The sequence below is a fragment of the Clostridium sp. 7_2_43FAA genome (genome assembly GCF_000158375.2).
GTDB classification, from domain to species: Bacteria; Bacillota; Clostridia; order Clostridiales; family Clostridiaceae; genus Clostridium; species Clostridium tertium.
This window is the reverse complement of record NZ_JH815222.1, coordinates 300,986-324,299: the sequence shown is the minus strand read 5'-3', so window position 1 is coordinate 324,299 and position 23,314 is coordinate 300,986. Positions and strand designations below refer to the sequence as shown.

Genomic DNA, 23,314 nt, shown 5'->3' with positions numbered 1-23,314 from the left:
ACTCAGTTCTTTCTATATCTTGATGGCGCTATTCCAAATTTCTTTTTAAATACATAACTAAAATAATTTGCTTCTTGATATCCTACCTTTGTAGCAATCATATATGTTTTATCATCAGTAGTATTTAGTAATTTCACAGCTTCTTCTAGTCGTACTGAAGTAAGATAGTTTACAAAGCTCATATCAGTTTCCTTTTTAAATATAGTAGAAAAATAAGTTGGACTCACATGTAATTCTGAGCATAATTTTTCAACTGATATTTCAAAATCATTGTAATTTTCCTTTATATAACTTTTGGCCTTTTCCACTAAAAGCATTGAGGAATTAACACGTTCCTTCTTTATAAGCTTATTCAGTTTAATAGACTTATTTATAAACCATCCTTTTATTTCTTCTATAGAATCTAAACGGTCTAATCCCATATAACAATTAAAATTTTCACCAAATACGTCGTTAATTTCTATATTATATGTTTGCGTTAACTTAAGCATAGATGTCAGTATCTCCATTATATAAATTCTATACTTTTCCAATGGTATACAAGATTCTTCAACTACTTTAAATATACCATTTACAACTTCTTGTATTTCACTCTCTGTAGATAATTTTATAGTATTTAAAAATTTAACTTCATCTTGCTCATCAAATTGTAATTGAATTGAATTGTCTGGTTCAACATCATCAATATATATAGTTTTTCCATTACCCAATATCGGTCTATAATTTAATGCACTTTGAGCTGTGCTATAAGAAAATCTTATTTTTGATATATCATCACATATCCTACCTACCCCTGCAGATATAGTACCTCCAAATACACATTCAAAAACTTTACAAACTTCATTTAACCCTTTTATAAAGTTCATTATGTTATCCTTTTCATTGAAACTATTCAAAACTACAACCTTATCTAAATATGGAAAACTTATAAACTTGCAATAATTCTCCATCGTTTCATCTACTATATTTTTTATTGATATAGATAATAAACCAATATCATTTTGTAATTCTAAATCTTCTTCATTAGAGCTTATATTTCCATCAACACCTATTATTGCAACTGATAGATACTTTTCTATAAAATCTAATCCTAACTTTTTCTCATCTTCTATCCACTTTTCTCTAGTTATTCTTCCTTCTAAGGCTCCAATAAGAAACTGCTCTCTTATTACAGGAATACTTTCTACATAATGATTCCTTAATGTTTCCACATTTCTTTTTGCATCATATTCCTTGTCCAATTTTTCTTTTAATCTCTTTAGAACTTCTATAAGCTCAATTGAATTAATTGGCTTTAAAACATACTCAACTACATTTATCTTTATTGCCTTATGTGCATATTCCAAATCATCAGAGCCAGAAAAAATTATTATTTTTGTAGAAGGCATTATATCCGTAACTTTTCTACCTAACTCTAACCCATCCATAAAAGGCATTTTTATATCTGTCATTATTACATCTGGATGCAACTTTTCTGCCATTTCTAAAGCATCTTGTCCATTTTCAGCATCACCTACAACAATAAATCCATGTTCTTCCCAATTAATTTTTTTTATAACTCCAAGTCTTATCTCCTCTTCATCATCTACAATCATCAGTTTATATAACCCCATAAATAATCCTCCTATATAAAAACTATAAGTTTCTAAAAGAATAAATTTGATTATCAGTATCTCTTTAGCAATAGTTTTAATAATTATAATTTTAAATCCCATTTATACCTATTTAATAATTATTATACCTAAGATTAATATAACACCTTATACAAATAATTAAATATGTATACACATTTTTATAATTTCAACTCCTATATAACAAAATCAAATTTACATTTTCAAAAAAATTGGTAATTTAAAGTTAAACCTGAATTTTCTAAATCTTAAAATTAATTATAACATATTTTTGTAATAATTTTCATGTAAATATTCTCAAACAACAAAATAGGATGAGCTATGTTTATTCTCATCCTATTTCTATGATTAATATTATATTTTTATACTAATGCTCCTATTATCAATGATAATGCTAATAATACAAATAATACTGCAATAACTCTATCCATTGTTTTAACTGATACATCTAAATTGCCATATAATGTATCCCTCATATTTTTCTTAGGAACTTCATCTACTTTTTCCTTTACAGCTTCATTTTCCATTTAACATCATTTCCTTTTTAAATTATTTTTTAGCTATATATTTTCTTACGTCTAATGAAACAGCTACTATTATTATTAAACCTCTTATTATATATTGCCAATAAGCATTTACTCCAATGAAGTTTAATCCATAGTTTATAACTTGAAGTAATACAGTACCTATAAGAACTCCTGGGATTGTACCAATACCACCTGTAAAGGATACCCCACCAACAACACAAGCTGAAATTGCATCTAATTCATAATTAAATCCGGTACTTGTTGTTGTAGATCCTGCTCTAGCTGCTTCTAGGAATCCAGCTAATCCATAAAGTACACCTGATATTACAAATATAATCATAATATTCTTAACTAAGTTAACACCTGAAACTGCTGCTGCTTCTGGATTTCCCCCAATAGCAAACATATTTTTACCAAGCTTTGTTTTATTCCATACAAACCACATAATAGCTGCAACTATTGCAAGATAGAATACTAAATATGGAATTTCCACACTACCTAACTTTAAGTAACCATTAACGAATCTTGTATATCTTTCATCTAAGTTAGCAACAGGTTGAGCTCCTAGTGGAGGTCTATCAATATATAAACATGATGCTCCATAAGCTATAAGTTGAGTACCCAAAGTAATAATAAATGCATGGACCTTGAGCTTCGCCACCCCGAATCCATTTATTGCACCAAATATACCACCTATAACTATTGCTAAAAGCATTGGTAATATTAGTGGTAATGCTGGTAGATCTGGATACATTCTAGCAGCATATGTTGTTGATTGTAATAATGATGCTGATATTATAGCTGTAAAGCCTAATATACGTCCTGCTGAAAGGTCTGTACCTTGAAGTACTATAAGTCCTGCTACCCCTAATGCAAGGATACCACGTGTTGATGCTTGACTTAAAATATTAGTAAAATTCTTCAATGAAAGGAACCCTGGTTCCTTTATAACAAAGAACACTATCATTATAAACAATACTATATATAGTGCATAATTTAGTAGGAAATTTTGTAAAGACTCTTTATTAAATTTAACTTTGTTCATAAGTTACACCTCTATCCTAAATATATTTAGCAGCCATAGCCATAATATCTTCTTGTGACAATTTATCTGCCTCACCTATCCCTGCTACTCTTCCGTTTGACATTACAAGTATTCTATCACATATTCCTAATAATTCTGGCATTTCAGAGGATACAACTATAACCCCTTTGCCTTTATTAGCTAAATCTATAATAAGTTGATAAATTTCATATTTAGCTCCAACATCTATTCCTCTTGTTGGCTCATCCAATAGTAGTATTTCTGGATTAGTTAAAAGCCATCTTCCTATGATTACTTTTTGTTGGTTACCTCCTGAAAGAGTTCTAATAGCCGTCTTTTGACTTGGAGTTTTTACCTTCATACTATCTATTGTCCATTTAGTATCTTCAGTCATCTTTTTATTATCTAATACACCAAATTTACTATATCCATCTATATTAGCAATCATTGTATTAAATTTTATATCAAGTTGTCCAAATATTCCTGTTGATCTACGTTCTTCTGTCAACAATGCAAATCCATTTTTTATTGCTCTTCTTGAATCTGTATTTTCAACTTTCTTACCATGTAATATTACTTCGCCTTCATTATGACGAGCTATTCCAAATATAGTTTCTAATAATTCCGTTCTTTTTGATCCAACAAGTCCAGCAACCCCTAAAATTTCTCCTTTTTTAAGTTCAAAAGATACATCCTTTATAGATGGTTGATATGTACCAGTTAGATTTTTCACTTCTAATATTACCTCTCCTGGCTTATTTGTCTTTGGTGGGAATCTATTAGTTAAATCACGACCAACCATTAACTTAATTATTTTATCAGTTGTAAGATCTTTTGCAGGAATTGTATCTATCCATTTACCATCACGCATTATTGTAACGTCATCGGAAATTTCAAGAATCTCCTCCATTTTATGAGAAATATATATAATACCGCAGCCTTTAGCCTTTAATTTATTAATTATTCTAAATAAATGCTTAACTTCTTCTGTAGTTAATGATGATGTTGGTTCATCTAAAACTAGTATTTTTGCATTGTATGAAACTGCTTTTGCAATTTCAACCATTTGTCTTTGCGAAACAGATAATTTTGCCATTTTAACCTTTGGATTAACATCTATTTCAAGTTCATCTAATATTTTTTTAGTTTCTTCATACATTACTTTTTCGCTTACAATTCCAGCATTTCCTGGATATCTTCCAAGCCATATATTATCCATAACATTTCTTTGTAAAACTTGGTTTAATTCTTGGTGAACCATAGCAACGCCATTATCCATTGCTTGCTTTGGATTAGAAAACTTGCTTTTTTCACCATCTATTAAAATTTCTCCACCATCTTCAATATAAACACCGAATAAACATTTCATTAAAGTAGATTTACCTGCTCCATTTTCACCCATTAAAGCATGTACAGTTCCTGGTCTTACTTTTAATTGGACATTATCTAGCGCTTTAACCCCTGGAAATTCTTTACATATATCTGTCATTTCAAGAACATATTTTGTATCTGCCATAACTTACTTCACCACTTTTCTATTATTTATTAAACTGCATAGTGAAAATACACTATGCAGTTTAGAGGAAATTTATTTGTTTATATTATTTAACATATTCTTGATATGGAATACGTACAGCAACTCCTGTATCATCAAATTTATATGAAGTACCTTCTACAGCACTCTTTCCACCAGCTAAGTTCATTCCAGTTTCATATAATGCTTTTGCCATTCCTTCTGCATCTTGAAGAACTGATCCTAACATAAATCCTTTTCCAATTAAGTCTTGTGCTGCTGCTGTAGCATCAACACCTACAACTGGGATAGTTTTTGCAGCATCACCATTGTTATAACCTTGAGCTTGTAATGCAGCTATAGCACCTTGAGCCATACCATCATTATTAGCAATTACAGCTTCAATCTTGTCACCAAATTTTGAGAACCATGCTTCAGTAGCATTTTGTGCTAATGCTTGGTCCCAGTTACAAACTTGAAGTGCTAATTCTTCTGTCTTAACTCCTTTATCATTTAAAGTTGAAACAGAATATTGAGTTCTTGCAACTGCTTCTGGATTATCAGGTTCACCTTTTAGCATTACATATTGTAATACTCCATCTCCATTCTTATCTATAGCAGCTTTATCTTTTTCCCATACCTTTGACAGTATTTCTCCTTGCATAACTCCAGCTTCTTTTGCATTTGTTCCAACAAATATAGCCTTGTCATATGCCTTTATTGAATCTGCTGATGGTTCTCTATTGAATAGTACTACAGGTTTCTCTGCAGTTTTAATCTTATCAATTACTGTAGGTGCAGCTCCTGTATCTACTAAGTTAACTAATAAAAGATCTACATCTTTTTGAAGTAATGTATCTATACTGTCATTTTGAGTAGCTTGGTCACCTTTTCCATCATAGAAAGTGAACTCAACTTTATCTGGATTTTCAGATTGTATTTTTTCTAAACTTTGACGAACTGTAGAAATATAAGTATCATCGAATTTGTATAAACATACTCCAACCTTAACCTTGTCTCCTTTTGAAGTATCTCCACCATTAGAACCTCCACTATTTCCACCACAGCCAACTAATGAAGCTGTAACCATAACAGTAGCCATTGTCATTGTAAGTAATTTTTTAACCTTTTTCATATTAACCCTCCACCTTTTATAAAATCGTTAACACTTAATTGATTTCGTTTACATCTATTATTATAAATTTATCTTGTAATAACTTCCATACGAAAAACTTAACACTTCTATCGAAATTCTTAGATAATAATTTTATATATATTTTAATAATTTGAAAGAACTATCCTTTTATGATAAAATTTAAAATTGCAATTAAATATATGAGGTGATTAACGTGGATATAGAGTATCTATCGAAATTTATTAAGGATTCTTGGAAAGCATTCCGTCCCTTTTCATTAACATTAGCAATTGGATCTACCACTCTTGGTATTATTGCAGCTGATAAAATGGGATATATTAATTGGGCTAGTAATAATGATATTTTTTTGGTTATCATAATAACAGTAGCTGGGCTTCTAGCTCAATCAGGAGCTAACCTAGTAAATGATTATTTTGAAGGAAGTTTTAGATATTATAGGCCAAGCGGTAGAAAAGTTAATTTTTTAGGTGTGACTAGGACTTATTTTGATATTTATGTTTTTCTTTGGGCAATGTGCTGTTTTGCATTAGCTTCTTTAATTGGATTATATCTTATATACATAACTGATTTTAAAATGTTTATTATAGGTTTGATAGGAATATTTGGTGCTTACGCTTATACAGGAGAACCCTTTGTATTTAAAAGAAAAGGTCTCGGAGTTCCAATTTCTTTTATAACCATGGGTCCTCTAATGGTATTAGGTGCATCTTATCCTTTTACTAAATCTATAAGCATATACCCTATACTACTTTCATTACCTGCTTCATTTCTTATTCCAGCGCTAATGATAAGTAATGAAATGAGAGATTTTAAAAGAGATGCTAATTTAAGTCTTGGAACGTTAAGTGTTAGGATTGGTAGTAAATATAGTACATATATCTATAGATTTTTAGTTTTTGGTTCATATTTTTTAACTTTAATATATGTTATATCAGGATTTTATCCTATTACTTCTTTATTAGTATTTTTAACATTTCCAATAGCACTAAAAGCTCATAGATCAGTTTGTAAATTTGAAAAGCTTGGAATCCCTTATACAAATAATTTACATTGGACATTTACTCTTATCTTAATATTAGCATTATTTTTAGGATAACTCTTATTAATCCAGATTATAAAGTAAATCTTTAATAATACATCTTCTTTTTACATATAATAATTTATATATAGAAAGGAGATGTATTTTTATATGAAAAAAGGAACAAAAGTATTAATAGCTGTACTTGTAGTTATTGCAATATTAGTCTTTCCTATAATATCTAGCTACAATAATTTAGTATCTCTAGAGCAGCTTGTTAGTACATCAGAATCTAATATAGATACTCAATTACAAAGGAGATCTGACTTGATACCTAATTTAGTTAATACAGTTAAGGGATACGCATCTCAAGAAAAGGATATATTCACTGATATAGCTAATGCTAGAAGTAAACTTTCAGGTGCAGCAAATATATCAGAACAAGCAAATGCAGATAGCCAATTGTCAAATGCTCTTTCTAGATTATTAGTTGTTGTTGAAAGATACCCTGATTTAAAATCTAATCAAAACTTTCAGGACTTAAGTATCCAGCTAGAAGGAACTGAAAATAGAATAGCTGTTGCAAGGCAAGATTATAATACAGCTGTAACTAATTATAATACTAAAAGGAGAAGATTCCCTACTAATATAATTGCTTCATTATTTGGATTTCAAGAAAAACCACTTTATAAAGCAAGTGATGGTGCTAGTGAAGTACCTTCAGTTGATTTCTCCAGATAAATATGAATATTAGTGATAAATTCAAAAAATTTTTAGTATCTTCTCTATTATTAATACTAAGTTTTTCATTGCCAGTTTCAGCAGCTACTAATTATCCTTATCCTACAAATTATAAATATGTAAATGACTATGTAGGTATATTAAAATCAAATGAAATAGAAACAATTATATCATTGGGTAAAGAACTTGAAGATAAAACTGGAGCTCAATCTATTATTGTAATCGTAGATACTACAGATGATATTCCAATTGAAAATTATGCTATAAATTTATTTCGCTCTTGGGGAATTGGACAGAAAAATAAAGATAATGGTTTATTAATTCTAGTTGCTATAAATGATAGAAATTGGCGAGTTGAAGTTGGAAGAGGTTTAGAGGGTGCTATTCCTGATGCTCTTAGCAATAGAGTTATGCAATCTTTAGCTAAGGAGGATTTTAAGGCTGAGAATTATAGCTCTGGCATAATAAAGAGCTATAGTGCTTTTACTGATTTAATTGCTAAAGAATATGGAGTTACTTTAAGCAAATCTTTAAATATATCAATTCCAAAGGAAGCACAAGAAACATCACATAACTTTGTAGGAAATATTTTAATAGTAATAATAGTCATTTCTTTCTTGTTAGATTTATTTTTTAACCGTGGTCGAGTTTCTTCTTCACTACTTCAAATTATCTTTTGGAGCAATATAGGAAGAAGAGGTGGTCCTCGTGGTGGAGGTGGCTCTGGTGGATTTGGAGGTTTTGGCGGAGGCTCTTCTAATGGAGGCGGCTCCTCTGGAAGCTGGTAAATTAGAATCTACTATAATAAATTATTAGATAAAATAGAAAAAATCATGTATATAGAATATTTAATTCCTATATACATGATTTTTTATTTGCTTTTTTATTTCATATATTCCTTTGTCTCTGTTTTTAATCCTTTTTTTCTTAATTTACTTTCTATAAACTCCTTAACTATAGAGTAGAAAATGGCAAATAGAGGAACTCCTATTATCATTCCAACTATACCTAATAATTTTCCTGCAACTAATATAGAAAATAATATCCAAAAAGCTGAGATACCTATTGAATCTCCTAAAATCTTTGGTCCTATTACATTTCCATCTAATTGTTGTATAAATAATATTATTAATAAGAACCATAAAGCTTGAACAGGTGATACAAATAATATTATTATAAATGATGGTATTGCACCTATAAATGGTCCAAAGAAAGGTATTATGTTAGTTATACCAACTATAACTGAAACCAGTATCGTGTATGGCATTTTAAATATAGTTAATATTATAAATGTTAATACTCCTATAATTAAAGAATCTATTATCTTTCCCACAAGAAATCTTCCAAATGTATAGTTACTTCTATCAACTAGTTTTATAATTTCATCTGCATATGATTCCGGAAATAATCCATAAGTTATTTTTTTGCTTAATGCACATAACTTTTCTTTATCTATTAATAAGTATACTGATACTATTATACCTAAAATCACATTCCATATACTTGATGCAACACTTGCTAAAAATCCTCCTAATGCAGGAATTAAATTTGTTGCAAATCTAATTATATAATTAACTAAGCTATTAAAGTTATCTATTAAAACCTGAGAATACTGATCTTCTATATTTAATTTCATTATTATTTCATTTACAAAATTTGTAGTGTTAGTTATATATGAAGGTATATCATTTACTAACCCAACAACACTATCAATTAACTGAGGTAATAAGAATTTAACAAACATACTAATTATAAAAAAAGTAGTTATATAAGAAAATAAAATAGCTAACCCTCTTTTTGATTTTAACTTTATCTTTTTTATGTATTTTGTTTCAAAAACCTTATTTTCATAAAAGTTTAATAAAAAATTTACTATATATGCAATTGAAAATCCAATTATAAATGGCTGCATAACAACTAATATAGAATCTAGCTTATCAGTAAAAATAGTTACTTGCGATATGGCTAAATAAAATAATATAACTGAAATTGCAACTATAAATGAATATATTGCTATGGTTGTGTATTTACTATTCCAATTTACTTTCATTATATACCTCTCTTTACTATAATTTTTTTATGTTAAGACTTTTTAATACAATTATAATGTATTTAGGCTTAAAATTGTCAAATTTAATGAAATTTAATTAATTATTCATTATTATAATATTAATCTCATGTAAAATTATAAGATATGTTACTCATAATCTACACTTTATACTTATATTTTTAATGTATTAATTTTCATAAAACTATAAATGTCAAAAGGGTTGCCTAAAAATAGACAACCTTCTTATTAAATAAATAATAGCAAGCTCACTGCCATTACTATCATTCCTAAAATTAATCCATATATAGATAGGTGATGCTCACCATATTCCTTAGCTGCTGGTAATAATTCATCTAGTGATATAAATACCATTATTCCGGCTACCATAGCAAATATTATTCCGAATGTTAAATCATTAAAGTAATTTCTTAAAAATACATATCCTACAATTGCTCCAATTGGTTCTGACATTCCTGATAAAAAGGAATATATAAATGCTTTTTTCTTATCTCCTGTAGCATAGTAAATTGGTACTGAAACTGATATTCCTTCTGGAATATTATGAATTGCTATAGCTACTGCTATAGGTATTGCTATTTTCATATCTCCTAACGCAGATACAAATGTAGCTAGTCCTTCTGGAAAATTATGAATACCTATTGCTAATGCAGTAAATACTCCTGTTCTTAAAAGTCCACTAGTATTCTTTTCATTACTTCCTTCTGTTGGAAGCGACTTAACTTCATGTGGATTTTCTCCACTAGGTACAAATTTATCTATTATTGCAATTAGAAACATCCCTACAAAAAATGAAATTACAGTTAAATAATTTCCTGATCTTTCTCCTAATGCTAATACTAATGAATCTTTTGCCTTTGGGAATATCTCTATCATTGATACATATATCATAACTCCAGCTGAGAAACCTAAACTTATGGATAAAAACTTCTTATTTGTATTCCTTGCTAAGAACGCTATTAAACTTCCTATACCAGTGGCAAGTCCAGCAAATAATGTTATCAAAAATGCTATTGTTACATTACTCATATTTTACCCTTTCAAATTAATATATTCTATATATTAATTTTACACTAAATGATAATATTTTTCAATTGAAATTATATTTATTTTCTAAATATTCGTAAATGTTTTTCATTTTTTTATTAAAAATTCTTGCTAATATATATATTGCTATTGTATATATTGTTACCAATACCTCTAAATTTATAAAATAATTATATCCTTCCCCTAGAACCTCAAGAATAGTCCCTTTCGCTGCTAAATTTGAATTAAACAATATAAAAAAATAATTAGTATTAAATTTATGATTAAATATTCCAATTATAATACCCATTATCTGTAATAATATATATAATTTTATTACCTTCGATTCCTTTAGATAATATCTATGTATCAATAAAAAGTATATTGGAATTACTATTATTGAAATATGCGATACCATAAACTGATAATATTTAAAGTACATACTTGATAATGACGTATCCATAGATATTAAACTAGCTATTCCCCCTATAGCACCATAACAAATAACAAAGTCATATATTTTTTTACTTCTAGTAAATCCAAGAATAATACATAAAATATTTGCAATATAGCAAAGATGTAGAGGTAAATTATCTACTTCTATTCCATTAATCAACCATGTGATCAAATAATAAAATATAAATATAATTGAAGATAAACCTGTTAATGTATATCTTATTATTTTTTCAACCTTATAATTTTTTCTTATTTCATTTCTATAAACTATTATTAATATTATTATTAATATCATTATTATTATTGGAGCAAATTGCTCACTATTATTCATTTGATAGTTTTTACTTGGTCTTTGCAATATAAAAAAATCTTTCATATATATCTCTCCTCTAATCTATCAATATGTCATCAATAATAAAATAATTCTAAAAAAATAAACCAGTATAGCAAATGCTATACTGGTCTTATTATCCTATTTAAATCAATTTATTTTAACAAGATCTCCAACAACCATTATTATTTGTGTTATTGTTATTTCCTTCGCTTAAACAATTTAAGAATCTCATTACCTCTCTAATTACTTGTTCACGGCCCCTTCTAACTCCAGCCCTAAATCCTCTTTGAAACCCTACTCTGCAACCTTCTCTAAATCCTCTTTCAAATCCTTGTCTAAACCCTTGCCTAAAGCCTTGTCTAAGACCTCTTTCAAAACTAGCTCTTGCTAATTCTTCTGCCCTAGAAACACCACTTCTGAATCCATCTCTAAATCCTTGTGAATAGCCTTCACGTCTTCCTTGCTCTCTCCCCTTACATAATCCGCATCTAAAGCCTCTTCTAAATCCTCGTTCTAGTCCTTCTCTTAATCCTCTTTCAAAACATCGACGACAATTTACTATTCCATTATTATTACCACATGCAGAACGTAATTCTTCATTACTTAGTCCCTCAAGACCTTCTTCACCTTGAAAATCATTATTTAAATTATCGATATTTCTATCAAAATTCGCTAAATCTGCAAAATTATCATTTTCAAAGAATGCATTATTTTCTACTGAATTGTTTTCTACTGGATTATTTCCTATTGAATTTTCTCCTACAAATTGGTTTGCTTCTTCATTTTGAATTCTTCTCATTATTTCTTCAAAATTATCACTATTGAATTCATAATTTGTTTCCATCTTTTTTATCTCCTTGTATAATACTCATAATACATAATATATGAATGGTTTCTCCTTTTGGTTAATACTTTTTATAATATTTACTATTTATCTTATTAGGTATAATAAATAACTTAATAAGCCTATTCATTTAATAATGAATAAACTTCTCTAACAAGTTTTTTTACCCTATCTGGAAGTTTTGATATAGCTTTTTCTCTTTTTTTCTCATCTTCTATTTGTGCTATTCTCATAACTTCTTGTTGAACTCCTGGAATGCTATTAAACTCTGATACTATTCTATTAAACCTATCAGCAAATCTTGGATCTTGCATTTTCGCTTGGAGTTTCATGATTAAATTATAACTATTCATTATTTATTGCTCCTAGAATTATTTTACTTCATCTTATTCATTAACATTTTCATTTGTTACCGCGATTTTTAATTATAAAATAAGCCAGAATAGAATTATCTATTCTGGCTTATTTTATAATTAAAATTTTAAGCTTGAAACTTCCTTAAACATATCTATTTCTTTTTCTGATTCTACTTCACTTAAGCTCTCATTCCAGTTCTTATCAAATTTTATTTTGTATATTTCAATATGTGATTTATCTTTAACTGGTGCCATTGCAACATATTCACTTCCACATATTAATTTTTGTTCTAGTATTGCATAATCTACTTTATTTCCATTTTCATCACTAAAAGACATTATTTTTTCACTCATAATATACACTCCTTTACCTTACTAAATTTATTTTGCTTTAATCTAATAAATTTATTCATATATCGATGAATTTAACTTTATTGAAGCTTTAATAAATATTCTTGCATATCCTTTATTAGTTTCGCATATTCATCTGATACTTCTATTAAACTTTTCTTTAAATGTTCATGTATATCATTGTCTTTTATTAGAAAATCTAAAATAGCTTTAAATCCCATTTCTGTACCTTTAATAGATGTTTGTAATATTTCCTTATCAGTATCTATATTTATTTCCTTAAAACTATTAAAAAGCTCTACTGCTTTGCCCCACATGCCTTCATCATATGTAACTTTAGCACCTAATTCTTCAATTTCTTTTACTACTAAATCTTTATTTTTTTGAACTGTTATTAATACCTTATCTAGAAGTTCTACAACCTTATAATCTATAGCTTTATCTTTTAATTTTGCTATTTCATTTTCTCCCATTATAATTCCTTCTAGTTCCTTATTAAGTTCCTTTATATTTTTATTCATATTTTCACGCTCCTTTATACTATTGTTTATTTTATAAAGGAGCATTATTCATTTTAAATGATTAATTTATTCTATTCTTCATTTAATTCTTCTGTTTTCTTATCTTTATTGTTTATAATTAAATGAATCCTATCGATTCTTCTATCATCTAGTTTTACTAACCTTAATGTTATATTGTCTGATAATACTTCGCAATTTTTAGTTGTAGTTGGAATTTCTCCAAGCTTTTCAATGAAGAATCCCCCTATGGTATCAGCAACTTCTGACTCTAATTCTATATCTAAATAATCATTTAAATCTGATAAAGTCATTAATCCACTGACAACATAATTTTTATCATCTATTTTTTCAACATCTAAGTTATCGTCATACTCATCTAGGATTTCTCCCATTACCTCTTCTATGATATCTTCCATTGTTACTATACCTGAAAAACCACCATACTCATCTATTAAAATAGCTATATAAGCTTTTTTATCTTTTAATTCTTTAAATAAGTCATCTATGCTTTTTGTTTCAATAAAGAAACATGGATCTTTTATTATATCTCTTATTTTTACATTATCTATACCTTTTTCAACAATACTTGCAAATAAATCCTTCATGTGTAATATTCCTATAACATTATCTATTTCATCTTCATATATAGGTATTCTTGAAAAATTTTCATCTAGAATAGTTTTTATACAATCTCTTATATCATCATTTACATCTAGTAAAAATGTTTCTGTTCTTGGTGTCATTATCTTTTTAGCTGTGGTATCATCAAATTCAATTATTCCATCTATCATTTCTCTTTCAACTTGATTTATAGCTCCATTTTCTTCACCGATTTCTATAAGGCTTCTAATTTCTTCTCTAGATATTTGTTCTTCAATTCCTTCTGTTTTAAATCCAAAAATCTTAAGAATAATATTAGTTGAAAATGATAAAAACCATACAAATGGCTTAGTTATTTTTGATATTAGAATTATTGTTTTTATAGAAAACATTGCAACTTTTTCAGAATTTTGAAGTGCTATTCTCTTAGGTACTAATTCTCCAAGAACTAGTGTTAAATATGAAATAGCTAATGTTGTTAAAACTAATGCAATACTTTCGCTATACGGAATATTAACGTCCTTTAATATGTTTGCAAACCCAACTGAAATTGAAGTTGCAGCTGATGCTGATGCAAAGAAACCTGCAAATGTTATTCCAACCTGTATTGTAGATAAAAAATTATTAGGTTCTTTTAATATGTTTCTTAATAGTATTGCTTTCTTATTTCCTTCTTCTGCTAATATGTTTATTTTTGTTTTATTTAATGATACTATTGCCATTTCTGCTGATGCAAAAAATGCATTAACTACTACCAATATTAAAATTAATATAAAACTACTCCCGGGACTTCCTTCCATTTATTTATTCTCCTTAAATTTAAAATATAGTGGAATAATTCTATCATATAAAAGCTTATTCTTTCAAATACGTATTTTTAATGCTACAGATTAAATAGTCTTAATTTTTTTAATTATTGTAAAATACTTATCTATATTGAGCTATATCTTCTAAAAACTAATGATTGTTACATATATCTATAATAAAAGGTTAGGAAATCAAAAGTTTCCTAACCTTTTTATTAGTTTTCTTCACCAAAAGCTTCTTTTAAAGTATGCCATGCAAGAACAGCACATTTTACCCTAGCTGGCATATTTGATATATTCTTTAGAACTATGGCATCTTCTAAATCTTCAAGTTCATCTTCATCATTTATTTCTCTTTTTATCATTCCAATAAATGTTTCCACAAGCTTTAATGCTTCTTCTTTATCTTTACCTTTTATAAGATCGATCATCATTGAAGTTGATGCTTGAGATATTGCACAACCTTGCCCAGTAAATGCTAAATCTTCTATGATATCTCCATTCATCTTTAATTCTAATGTTATTTCATCTCCACAACTTGGATTATGACCCTTTTCAGATAAATCTGGATTGTCTAACTTTCTTCTGTTATGTCTTGAAGTACTGTGCTCCATTATAAGTTCTGTATATATAGCGTTTAAATCCATTAATATTACCTCCATTTTGCAAACATATCATATGTTTGCTTTACTGCTTCTATTAATCTATCAACATCTTCTTTTGTATTATAGAAATATAAACTAGCTCTAGATGTTGAATTTATTCCCATATATCTCATTAGAGGTTGTGCACAGTGATTACCTGCTCTTATACAGACTCCAAAAGTATCAAATATTGAGGCTACATCATGTGGATGAACTCCATCTATTTCAAATGATAAAACTCCGCCTCTTTTCTTAATATCTTTTGGTCCATATATTTTCACATATTCAAGCTTACTCATTTCTTCATATGCATAAGTCATTAGTTCTTTTTCAATTTTTTCTATGTTATCCATACCTATTTCATTTAAGTAATCTATTGCTTTTGATAATCCAACTGCACCTTCAACATTTTGAGTACCTGCTTCAAATTTATATGGTAATACGTTAAATGTAGTTTCTTGCTCATATACATACTCTACCATATCTCCGCCAAACATTAAAGGTGGCATTTTTTCTAGTAGTTCTTTTTTACCGTATAATACACCTATACCCATAGGTGCTAATAGCTTATGGCCTGCAATTACTAAAAAATCTGCATCTATGTCCCTTACATCTACCTTCATATGTGGAACACTTTGTGCCCCATCAACTATAACTATAGCACCTTTTGAATGCGCATATTCAGCAATTTCTTTTACAGGATTTATTGTTCCTAAAGCATTAGATACATGTGTTATACTTACAATCTTTGTTTTTTCAGTAATTTTACTTCTTACTTCTTCTTCTGTAAGTTCACCATTTTCATCAGTGTACATATACTTAAGAATTGCACCTCTAGCTTTTGCTACTTGTTGCCATGGAATTAAATTTGAGTGATGTTCTGCAATTGAAATAACTATTTCATCACCTTCATTTATATAAGTCATTCCATATGACATAGCTAAAAGGTTAAATGATTCTGTTGCATTTTTAGTAAATATTATTTCTTCTCTATATTTTGCATTTATAAATTTTCTAACCTTTTCTCTTGCTTCGTCATAAGCTTCTGTTGCAAGTACACTTAATTCATAAGCACCCCTATGAGGATTTGCATTAGATTGTTCATAATAATTTTTTATTGAATTTATAACAGAAATAGGCTTTTGTGTTGTTGCAGCACTATCTAAATAAACTATTCTCTTTCCATTTCTCTCTTTATTTAATGTAGGAAAATCTTTCAAAAAATCTCTATTATTCATTATCTAAACATTCCTTTATAGAAGCTAATATCGCTTCTCTTATATTCTCATTATCTATTTTGTCTATTATTGGATTAAAGGCTCCTTCTATGATTACTCTTCTAGCATCATTATAGCTTAGGCCTCTACTCATTAAGTAGAATAGTTTTGCTTCATCTATTTTACCTGAAGCTGCTGCATGTTCTCCAGATACATCATCTTCTTCACAAAGTAGTAGCGGAAGAGCTTTTCCCTTAACCTTTGGAGATAGTATCATACAATATTCATCTTCTACTCCAACACTTCTTGAAGCTCCTCTCTTGAAATCAAGAGTTCCTCTGAATATTTTGTTTGCTTCTCCCTTTAAGGCTCCCTTAGTTGTTATTTCTGACTTACTTCTTCTTCCTTTGTGAGTCATAACATAATTCATATCTATAACTTTCTTATCTCCACCTAAGTAAATTGAACTAAGTGTTGATTCAGAATTATCTTCAAGTAAATCACCATGATAATTTGTAATACTATTTTTTCCACCTAAGTCTATTGAAACAAAATCAACTTTACCATTGTATCCAACATCTGAAAGGTTTGAATCTAAATTCATTGTATTTTTGTTTAGCAAGTTTACTTTAACAACTTGAATGTTGCTATTGTTCTTACTAAATATCTTACAGACACCATTATGATATCCTTCACTATCATCTAATGAATTATATTTTATAATTACTTTAGCATTAGAATCTTCTTCAGCAACTATTAGTATATTATCTACTAAAGTCTTGTTTTCATTATCCATATTAAATTCTATAATGATTGGTTCTTGAACCTTAGCATTTTTAGCTATATTGATTACATATCCTTTATTAAAATCAAATTCACCTTGATTTACTATTTCATCTGAAACTCCATAGATAAACTTCTTATTTAATGGAAATACATTTCCCTTATTAAGTTTTTCTATTGTAACTCCCTCTAAATCGCTACCAGTTATTTTATCATTATTAAAACTTCCTATTTCAGGAGCTTTATAATCTCTTAATGTTATATCATTAACATTTAACCAGCTTTTAGTTCTTACAGGAGTCTTATTTAAATTATTGAAATTTAAATTATTATTCATTATCCAATGCTCCCTTCTAATTCAAGCTTAATTAAATTATTCATTTCTACCGCATATTCTAGTGGTAATTCTTTTGATATAGGCTCAACGAATCCTCTTACTATCATTGACTTAGCTTCTTCTTCACTTATTCCTCTACTCATTAGATAGAATATAGCTTCATCACTAATTTTACCTATTTTAGCTTCATGCCCTATTTCAACATCATCATTCATTAAATCTATAACTGGTATAGTATCAGATTTAGATAAATTATCTAACATTAATGATTCACATGATACTACTGACTTTGAGTTATAAGCATTTGCATTTACTCTTACAACTCCTCTATAAGTAGCTGCTCCTCCATTTTTAGAAATAGACTTTGAGTTTATTGTTGAAGAAGTATTTGGCGCTGCATGTATTATTTTTGCTCCAGTATCTAAGTTTTGACCTTTACCAGCAAAAGATACTCCTGTAAATTCTGCTCTTGCACCTTCTCCTTTTAAAATACTCATAGGATAAAGCATTGATATCTTTGATCCAAATGATCCTGATACCCATTCTATTCTTCCGTTCTTTTCAACTATTGCTCTCTTTGTATTTAAGTTAAGCATATTCTTTGACCAGTTTTCTATTGTACTATATCTAAGAGTTGCTCCTTCTTTTACAAATAGTTCAACACATCCTGCATGAAGATTAGTCATGTTATATTTAGGCGCTGAACACCCTTCTATAAAGTGAAGTGTTGCTCCCTCTTCAACTATTATTAAAGTATGCTCAAATTGTCCTGCACCTGGAGAATTTAATCTAAAGTAAGATTGTAGTGGAATATCTACATTTACTCCTTTTGGTACATATACAAATGATCCACCTGACCATACTGCTCCATGAAGTGCAGCAAATTTATGATCACTTGGTGCAACACATTTCATAAAGTATTCTCTAACTATATCTTCGTATTCTTTAACTGCTGTTTCCATGTCTGTATATATTACGCCTTGCTTAACAAGATCTTCTCTTATACTATGATAAACAACTTCTGAATCGTATTGTGCTCCAACTCCAGCTAATGATTTCTTTTCTGCTTCCGGTATTCCTAAAAGATCAAATGTCTTTTTAATATCTTCTGGAACCTCTTCCCAGCTTTCATTAAGCTTTGACTTTGGTCTAACATAGGTAACTATATTATTCATGTCTAACTCATCTAATGATGGTCCCCATGTTGGAAGCTTAATCTTATTATATATATCAAGAGATTTTAATCTAAATTCTCTCATCCATTCTGGTTCTTCTTTTTCTTTAGATATAGTTTCTACGATTTCCTTTGTTAAGCCTTTATCTGCCTTGAAGTCAAATCTGTCTTCATTTTTAACATCATAGACACCTCTATCCATATCATCTACATAGGTCTTCTTCTTTATTTCCAAAGTATTCACCTCCATATTACATTGCTGCTTCTGCTTTAAAAGCTTCATATCCATTTTGTTCTATTTCTTTAGCTAATGTTGCATCTCCAGTTTTAACTATTTTTCCGTTAACTAAAACATGAACATAGTCAGCCTTTAAATTTTCAAGTATTTTTGTATTATGTGTTATTATCAACACTCCATTTTCTTCATTTGCAAACATCTTTATACCTTGTGAAACTATTCTTATAGCATCTACATCTAGACCTGAGTCAGTTTCATCTAATATTGCAAGCTTGGGACTTAGCATAAGCATTTGTAATATTTCATTCTTTTTCTTTTCTCCACCAGAGAAACCTACATTTAAATATCTCTTTGCATATTCATTATCCATTTTTAATTCTTTCATATTATTCTTTAAATCTTTATCAAACTTTAAGAATTTAATTAATTGTCCATCCTTAGCTATTTTAGCGCTTCTTATGAAGTTTTCTACAGTTATACCTGGTACTTCTTCTGGATGTTGGAATGATAAGAATAAGCCTTTCCTTGCTCTTTCATCAGTTTTTAATTCTGTTATATCTTCACCTTCAAATGTAACTTCACCTTCAACTTGCTTGTATTTTGGATGAGCCATTAAAGTATTAGCTAATGTTGATTTCCCAGCACCATTTGGTCCCATTATAACGTGAATCTCACCTTTATTTATTTTTAAATCTAAGCCTTTAAGAATTTCTTTTCCTTCTACAGCCGTTTTTAACCCATTTATATTTAATAAAACATCACTCATATTTACATCTCCTTAATTATGTTTGAATTTATTTTAAGTATATTTAAATTAATCCTTATTGTTTCACTCTGAATTGATTATATCATACTAAATTACTCAGATTTAATCAACTGGTATTTTTTTAAATTTGAACTATATTGTCTAATTATTTACTAATAACTTATATTAGCTTTGTATTTCTAAATATTTTTTACTTTATATAAAAAAAGGAGCTTATTCAAAGGAATAAGCTCCCACTTTTACATCATTCCAATTATCATACCAACTATATATGGTACTAACCATACTAACCATACAGCTATGCTAAACTTATGGAATGTAGCTTTTTTCTTTTCATCATTTTTATATAAAACCCAAGTTGCCCATAAAGCATGAAATAACATTAAAATAATAGCTAAAAGTCCAGTTACACCATGGATCATTTGAGAAACTTCTGAAATTTCTTTTATTCCTTCTTCTGCTATCTTACTCATTGTTAACGTTCCTGTAGTATCAAAAATTAAACCTAACCAAAATATAATTACATGTTTTTTGTTTAAGCTCTTAGCCTTTCTTTCTCCAAATACACCTATTGTGTAAAATACTAGTGCTAATGTTATAGTTACAATAGCTAAAATTAATTCTGAATTCATCTTTCATCCCTCCAAATAAGTTTGCATACAAACTATTTAGTTCGTATGCAAACTATTATACTTTTCAATATTCCTTATGTCAAGACTAAAAAGAGATTAAATTTAAAATCTCTAATTAATCTTTTTTATCTTATCTTTTATTCTTCTGAGCTCTTCTATTGCACGTTCCCCCTCTTCATTAGTAAACTTATCAAAAACTATATCAAAGCTATTATTTATTTTCATTCTGAATTCCTTTGAAAACTCTAATCCCTTATCAGAAAACCTAACATATGTATTACGTTTATCACTATCATATTTTATTTTTTCTAAATAGCCTATACTTTCTAACCTTTGTACAATCCCTGATACTGTTCCCTTTGCAAGGTGCATTTCTTCACAAAGCTTTGATATCGTTACCTCTTTATTGTGACCTATTATCTTTATAACCATTATTTGTTGATGAGTTAATCCACTTTCCTTCAAACTACTACTTAAAATATTCATAGTACTTGAATATATCTCTTTTATAAGCATCGCCATTTCAAATGAATCAAATTTATTTTTCATATTTTCTCCTTTAAATATATTTTTCTAATTAATATAGTTTAATAATATTATAACTTATATTTATATTACAATACATATAACTTAATGAATTTAAAATAGCTACTGCAAAACTCAGTAGCTACATTAATTTATAATTCTTTAGCTAATACATATCTTCTTAATCCTCCATACTTAATTTTATCTTTTTTAATTTTATATCCTAAGTTTTCAAATGTACTAACACTATACTTATTATATGGTGATGCTGTCGATGTTAATAATTTAACATTATCTTCTTTAGCTATATCTTCAATCTTTTCACAAAGTATTCTTTGAAGCCCATTTCCCCTATAATCACTTCTAACTACAGTTGATTCAACTTGACCAACTTTAAGTAGCTTTTCTCCTTCTAAATCTAGATCATAACCATAATTGCCTTTTTCATAACCTTTTTTTATATAAACAGCCATAGCAATTAGCTCTTCTTTTTCATTTAAATAACCTATTATTTTAGCACCCTTTTTGAAATACTCTATAAATTCATTTTTTTCTGTAGGAGCATATAATTGCTTATCTTCTAGTCCGTCCATTATTATATCTTGTAGACCCATTATTTGATCTATATAACTTAAATCTAATTCTCTATATTTAGCATCAACCAAATTTCCACTTTTATCTTTTAACCTTAGTATCTCCTGCATTTTAATATACCTCCTTATTTACTATATATATTATTTAAATTTTTATATAAGTTACTAAATTACTAACTTTATTTTTACACTATCAATTCCTTAGATATTTTATTTAAATGTTAAGTTTTCTTGTAACTTATATAATATCATATTTTTATAATAATATTATTGTTAATACTAAAAGCAGGCATATATTTATATATATCCTGCTTAATATTAATAATCATAATAATTACATATTTTCTAATAATTATATTAATTAATTAAATAATATTTTTTTATTATTATTTCAGCTTTCTAAAAAAATAAATATTTTTTCTAAATACGGTACTAATACATCATCATTTTCTAAATAAAGTTCATGTTTCGCATTTTCAAATCTAACTAATTCACATTTATCACATTTTTTTGAAAATCTTTTTTCTCCCTTTTCACCAACTAAAGTATCATTGCCAGCTTGAAATATTAAAACTGGTATCTTTATCTTCTCTATATTTTTCTTCTTAAATATATACTTAATTGCTTTTAAAGATTCATATAGCCATCTAAAGGATCCCCCACCTCTTTGTATCTTTTCATTGCATACTATTTCTTTATAATAAGCTCTATACCTACTTTCATTTGATGTTGATGCTAACATAAAATCGTATGTACTTTCATAAGGTATATTACCAAATATAAATTCATCACCTTTTCCAAATAATATACTTATTTTTGCTATACTTCTAGCAAGAAAACATGGAACTTTTCCTATTGCTATCTCTAGCATAGGACATGATAAAATAGCTTTATTAAAATAATCTGGATATTTTTCTATAAACATAGCACCTATTGCTCCACCCATAGAGTGAGAAAATAAATATAAACTTTTATTATTTTTAATTACTATTTTATCAATAAATTTTTTCAAATCTTCTATATAATAATTAAAATTTTCTACATTTACTTGTGTATTATCTTTCACTCCTAATTTCCCAGATCTCCCATGTCCTCTATGCTCCATTATATAAACAGAATATCCTTCTCTTGTGAAATAGTATATTATCTCTTTATACTTTTCTATACATTCTGTAAATCCGTGAGAAATAACTATTTTAGCTATTTCTTTTTTTACTTTATATTTTTCATAATATATTTTTATATTATTTTCTCCAGTAAAACATCCTGATTGTTTTATATATGAAAGCTCTTTTTTAACCTTTTCTACTATATCTTCATCCATCCCAAAATTATTAAAATATTCTCTTTTATTGCTTATAATTTCGTCTCTCATTTTAGCACTCCTATACACAATAGTCCTTAATATTTTA

25 protein-coding genes are annotated in these 23,314 nt (G+C 28.0%); 3 read left to right on the top strand and 22 right to left on the bottom strand.

All coding sequences use genetic code 11. From position 1 onward, the window contains the following. Nucleotides 1–2: 2 nt before the first annotated feature. From CSBG_RS03125 to CSBG_RS03110, 5 genes are all read right to left on the bottom strand, one after another. A complete protein-coding gene (locus CSBG_RS03125) occupies nt 3–1,613 on the bottom strand; it encodes a response regulator (protein ID WP_035284954.1) in 1,611 nt (536 codons plus the stop codon). A gap of 380 nt (nt 1,614–1,993) precedes the next feature. Next, nucleotides 1,994–2,158, bottom strand: coding sequence for a hypothetical protein (locus CSBG_RS18440; protein WP_008676978.1), 165 nt, complete (start codon nt 2,156–2,158; stop codon nt 1,994–1,996). A gap of 22 nt (nt 2,159–2,180) precedes the next feature. Continuing rightward, nucleotides 2,181–3,203 carry a galactose/methyl galactoside ABC transporter permease MglC gene (mglC, locus tag CSBG_RS03120; protein WP_008676977.1) on the bottom strand — a complete coding sequence of 341 codons (1,023 nt, stop codon included), beginning with the start codon at nt 3,201–3,203 and terminating at the stop codon, nt 2,181–2,183. A 16-nt stretch (nt 3,204–3,219) separates the two neighbouring features. Next, on the bottom strand, nt 3,220–4,719 hold the full coding sequence (mglA, locus tag CSBG_RS03115) for a galactose/methyl galactoside ABC transporter ATP-binding protein MglA (RefSeq protein WP_008676975.1): 1,500 nt from the start codon (nt 4,717–4,719) through the stop codon (nt 3,220–3,222). Between the two features lie 85 nt (nt 4,720–4,804). After that, nucleotides 4,805–5,851 carry a galactose ABC transporter substrate-binding protein gene (locus tag CSBG_RS03110; RefSeq protein ID WP_008676973.1) on the bottom strand — a complete coding sequence of 349 codons (1,047 nt, stop codon included), beginning with the start codon at nt 5,849–5,851 and terminating at the stop codon, nt 4,805–4,807. A gap of 214 nt (nt 5,852–6,065) precedes the next feature. Between CSBG_RS03110 and CSBG_RS03105 the strand changes: the two genes are divergently transcribed. The 3 genes from CSBG_RS03105 (at nt 6,066) to CSBG_RS03095 (ending at nt 8,419) form a co-directional block, all read left to right on the top strand. Then, nucleotides 6,066–6,968 carry a prenyltransferase gene (locus tag CSBG_RS03105; protein ID WP_008676971.1) on the top strand — a complete coding sequence of 301 codons (903 nt, stop codon included), beginning with the start codon at nt 6,066–6,068 and terminating at the stop codon, nt 6,966–6,968. A gap of 93 nt (nt 6,969–7,061) precedes the next feature. Continuing rightward, complete coding sequence (locus CSBG_RS03100) at nt 7,062–7,631, top strand: LemA family protein (RefSeq protein ID WP_008676968.1); 570 nt, start codon at nt 7,062–7,064, stop codon at nt 7,629–7,631. A 2-nt stretch (nt 7,632–7,633) separates the two neighbouring features. Next, entirely contained in the window at nt 7,634–8,419 is a 786-nt protein-coding gene (locus tag CSBG_RS03095; RefSeq protein ID WP_008676967.1) for a TPM domain-containing protein, read from the top strand. A gap of 95 nt (nt 8,420–8,514) precedes the next feature. Here the strand turns inward: CSBG_RS03095 and CSBG_RS03090 are convergent, their stop codons facing one another. The 17 genes from CSBG_RS03090 to CSBG_RS03010 all read right to left on the bottom strand — a co-directional run bounded on the left by CSBG_RS03090 (nt 8,515) and on the right by CSBG_RS03010 (nt 23,277). Continuing rightward, a complete protein-coding gene (locus CSBG_RS03090; protein ID WP_008676965.1) occupies nt 8,515–9,681 on the bottom strand; it encodes an AI-2E family transporter in 1,167 nt (388 codons plus the stop codon). Between the two features lie 246 nt (nt 9,682–9,927). Further along, complete coding sequence (zupT, locus tag CSBG_RS03085; RefSeq protein WP_008676963.1) at nt 9,928–10,728, bottom strand: zinc transporter ZupT; 801 nt, start codon at nt 10,726–10,728, stop codon at nt 9,928–9,930. A 61-nt stretch (nt 10,729–10,789) separates the two neighbouring features. Continuing rightward, nucleotides 10,790–11,557 (bottom strand): TIGR02206 family membrane protein, encoded by a 768-nt coding sequence (locus tag CSBG_RS03080; RefSeq protein WP_008676962.1) that lies wholly within the window; start codon nt 11,555–11,557, stop codon nt 10,790–10,792. Between the two features lie 115 nt (nt 11,558–11,672). Further along, entirely contained in the window at nt 11,673–12,359 is a 687-nt protein-coding gene (locus CSBG_RS17645) for a hypothetical protein (RefSeq protein ID WP_008676961.1), read from the bottom strand. A gap of 122 nt (nt 12,360–12,481) precedes the next feature. Beyond that, nucleotides 12,482–12,712: a hypothetical protein gene (locus tag CSBG_RS03070; protein ID WP_008676960.1), complete on the bottom strand. Its 231-nt coding sequence runs from the start codon at nt 12,710–12,712 to the stop codon at nt 12,482–12,484. 120 nt (nt 12,713–12,832) lie between these two features. Then, a complete protein-coding gene (locus tag CSBG_RS03065; protein WP_008676959.1) occupies nt 12,833–13,069 on the bottom strand; it encodes a DUF1292 domain-containing protein in 237 nt (78 codons plus the stop codon). Between the two features lie 77 nt (nt 13,070–13,146). After that, complete coding sequence (locus CSBG_RS03060) at nt 13,147–13,587, bottom strand: hypothetical protein (protein WP_008676958.1); 441 nt, start codon at nt 13,585–13,587, stop codon at nt 13,147–13,149. 71 nt (nt 13,588–13,658) lie between these two features. Beyond that, complete coding sequence (locus tag CSBG_RS03055) at nt 13,659–14,987, bottom strand: hemolysin family protein (protein WP_008676957.1); 1,329 nt, start codon at nt 14,985–14,987, stop codon at nt 13,659–13,661. Nucleotides 14,988–15,208: 221 nt separating this feature from the next. Next, the gene (gene sufU, locus CSBG_RS03050) at nt 15,209–15,640 is read right to left on the bottom strand and encodes a Fe-S cluster assembly sulfur transfer protein SufU (protein ID WP_008676955.1); all 432 of its coding nucleotides are present in this window, start codon (nt 15,638–15,640) and stop codon (nt 15,209–15,211) included. Between the two features lie 5 nt (nt 15,641–15,645). Beyond that, nucleotides 15,646–16,875 carry a cysteine desulfurase gene (locus CSBG_RS03045; protein WP_008676953.1) on the bottom strand — a complete coding sequence of 410 codons (1,230 nt, stop codon included), beginning with the start codon at nt 16,873–16,875 and terminating at the stop codon, nt 15,646–15,648. Next, the gene (gene sufD, locus CSBG_RS03040) at nt 16,868–17,974 is read right to left on the bottom strand and encodes a Fe-S cluster assembly protein SufD (protein ID WP_008676952.1); all 1,107 of its coding nucleotides are present in this window, start codon (nt 17,972–17,974) and stop codon (nt 16,868–16,870) included. The genes CSBG_RS03045 and sufD overlap by 8 nt, the downstream gene beginning before the upstream one ends. After that, the gene (sufB, locus tag CSBG_RS03035; protein ID WP_008676951.1) at nt 17,974–19,383 is read right to left on the bottom strand and encodes a Fe-S cluster assembly protein SufB; all 1,410 of its coding nucleotides are present in this window, start codon (nt 19,381–19,383) and stop codon (nt 17,974–17,976) included. The genes sufD and sufB overlap by 1 nt, the downstream gene beginning before the upstream one ends. A 16-nt stretch (nt 19,384–19,399) precedes the next feature. Then, nucleotides 19,400–20,152: a Fe-S cluster assembly ATPase SufC gene (gene sufC, locus CSBG_RS03030; protein ID WP_008676950.1), complete on the bottom strand. Its 753-nt coding sequence runs from the start codon at nt 20,150–20,152 to the stop codon at nt 19,400–19,402. A gap of 239 nt (nt 20,153–20,391) precedes the next feature. Next, nucleotides 20,392–20,784 carry an HsmA family protein gene (locus CSBG_RS03025; protein WP_008676949.1) on the bottom strand — a complete coding sequence of 131 codons (393 nt, stop codon included), beginning with the start codon at nt 20,782–20,784 and terminating at the stop codon, nt 20,392–20,394. 111 nt (nt 20,785–20,895) lie between these two features. Then, on the bottom strand, nt 20,896–21,333 hold the full coding sequence (locus CSBG_RS03020; RefSeq protein ID WP_008676948.1) for a MarR family transcriptional regulator: 438 nt from the start codon (nt 21,331–21,333) through the stop codon (nt 20,896–20,898). Between the two features lie 128 nt (nt 21,334–21,461). Next, nucleotides 21,462–22,013: a GNAT family N-acetyltransferase gene (locus CSBG_RS03015; protein WP_008676947.1), complete on the bottom strand. Its 552-nt coding sequence runs from the start codon at nt 22,011–22,013 to the stop codon at nt 21,462–21,464. Between the two features lie 280 nt (nt 22,014–22,293). Further along, on the bottom strand, nt 22,294–23,277 hold the full coding sequence (locus tag CSBG_RS03010; protein WP_008676945.1) for an alpha/beta hydrolase: 984 nt from the start codon (nt 23,275–23,277) through the stop codon (nt 22,294–22,296). Between the last annotated feature and the right edge of the window lie 37 nt (nt 23,278–23,314).

Bases quoted from the DNA above. Each gene is read 5' to 3' on its own strand.
- CSBG_RS03125 (WP_035284954.1), bottom strand. From the start codon at position 1,613: ATGGGGTTATATAAACTGATGATTGTAGATGATGAAGAGGAGATAAGA.
- CSBG_RS18440 (WP_008676978.1), bottom strand. From the start codon at position 2,158: ATGGAAAATGAAGCTGTAAAGGAAAAAGTAGATGAAGTTCCTAAGAAA.
- mglC (WP_008676977.1), bottom strand. From the start codon at position 3,203: ATGAACAAAGTTAAATTTAATAAAGAGTCTTTACAAAATTTCCTACTA.
- mglA (WP_008676975.1), bottom strand. From the start codon at position 4,719: ATGGCAGATACAAAATATGTTCTTGAAATGACAGATATATGTAAAGAA.
- CSBG_RS03110 (WP_008676973.1), bottom strand. From the start codon at position 5,851: ATGAAAAAGGTTAAAAAATTACTTACAATGACAATGGCTACTGTTATG.
- CSBG_RS03100 (WP_008676968.1), top strand. From the start codon at position 7,062: ATGAAAAAAGGAACAAAAGTATTAATAGCTGTACTTGTAGTTATTGCA.
- CSBG_RS03095 (WP_008676967.1), top strand. From the start codon at position 7,634: ATGAATATTAGTGATAAATTCAAAAAATTTTTAGTATCTTCTCTATTA.
- CSBG_RS03090 (WP_008676965.1), bottom strand. From the start codon at position 9,681: ATGAAAGTAAATTGGAATAGTAAATACACAACCATAGCAATATATTCA.
- zupT (WP_008676963.1), bottom strand. From the start codon at position 10,728: ATGAGTAATGTAACAATAGCATTTTTGATAACATTATTTGCTGGACTT.
- CSBG_RS03080 (WP_008676962.1), bottom strand. From the start codon at position 11,557: ATGAAAGATTTTTTTATATTGCAAAGACCAAGTAAAAACTATCAAATG.
- CSBG_RS17645 (WP_008676961.1), bottom strand. From the start codon at position 12,359: ATGGAAACAAATTATGAATTCAATAGTGATAATTTTGAAGAAATAATG.
- CSBG_RS03070 (WP_008676960.1), bottom strand. From the start codon at position 12,712: ATGAATAGTTATAATTTAATCATGAAACTCCAAGCGAAAATGCAAGAT.
- CSBG_RS03065 (WP_008676959.1), bottom strand. From the start codon at position 13,069: ATGAGTGAAAAAATAATGTCTTTTAGTGATGAAAATGGAAATAAAGTA.
- CSBG_RS03060 (WP_008676958.1), bottom strand. From the start codon at position 13,587: ATGAATAAAAATATAAAGGAACTTAATAAGGAACTAGAAGGAATTATA.
- CSBG_RS03055 (WP_008676957.1), bottom strand. From the start codon at position 14,987: ATGGAAGGAAGTCCCGGGAGTAGTTTTATATTAATTTTAATATTGGTA.
- sufU (WP_008676955.1), bottom strand. From the start codon at position 15,640: ATGGATTTAAACGCTATATATACAGAACTTATAATGGAGCACAGTACT.
- CSBG_RS03045 (WP_008676953.1), bottom strand. From the start codon at position 16,875: ATGAATAATAGAGATTTTTTGAAAGATTTTCCTACATTAAATAAAGAG.
- sufD (WP_008676952.1), bottom strand. From the start codon at position 17,974: ATGAATAATAATTTAAATTTCAATAATTTAAATAAGACTCCTGTAAGA.
- sufC (WP_008676950.1), bottom strand. From the start codon at position 20,152: ATGAGTGATGTTTTATTAAATATAAATGGGTTAAAAACGGCTGTAGAA.
- CSBG_RS03025 (WP_008676949.1), bottom strand. From the start codon at position 20,784: ATGAATTCAGAATTAATTTTAGCTATTGTAACTATAACATTAGCACTA.
- CSBG_RS03020 (WP_008676948.1), bottom strand. From the start codon at position 21,333: ATGAAAAATAAATTTGATTCATTTGAAATGGCGATGCTTATAAAAGAG.
- CSBG_RS03015 (WP_008676947.1), bottom strand. From the start codon at position 22,013: ATGCAGGAGATACTAAGGTTAAAAGATAAAAGTGGAAATTTGGTTGAT.
- CSBG_RS03010 (WP_008676945.1), bottom strand. From the start codon at position 23,277: ATGAGAGACGAAATTATAAGCAATAAAAGAGAATATTTTAATAATTTT.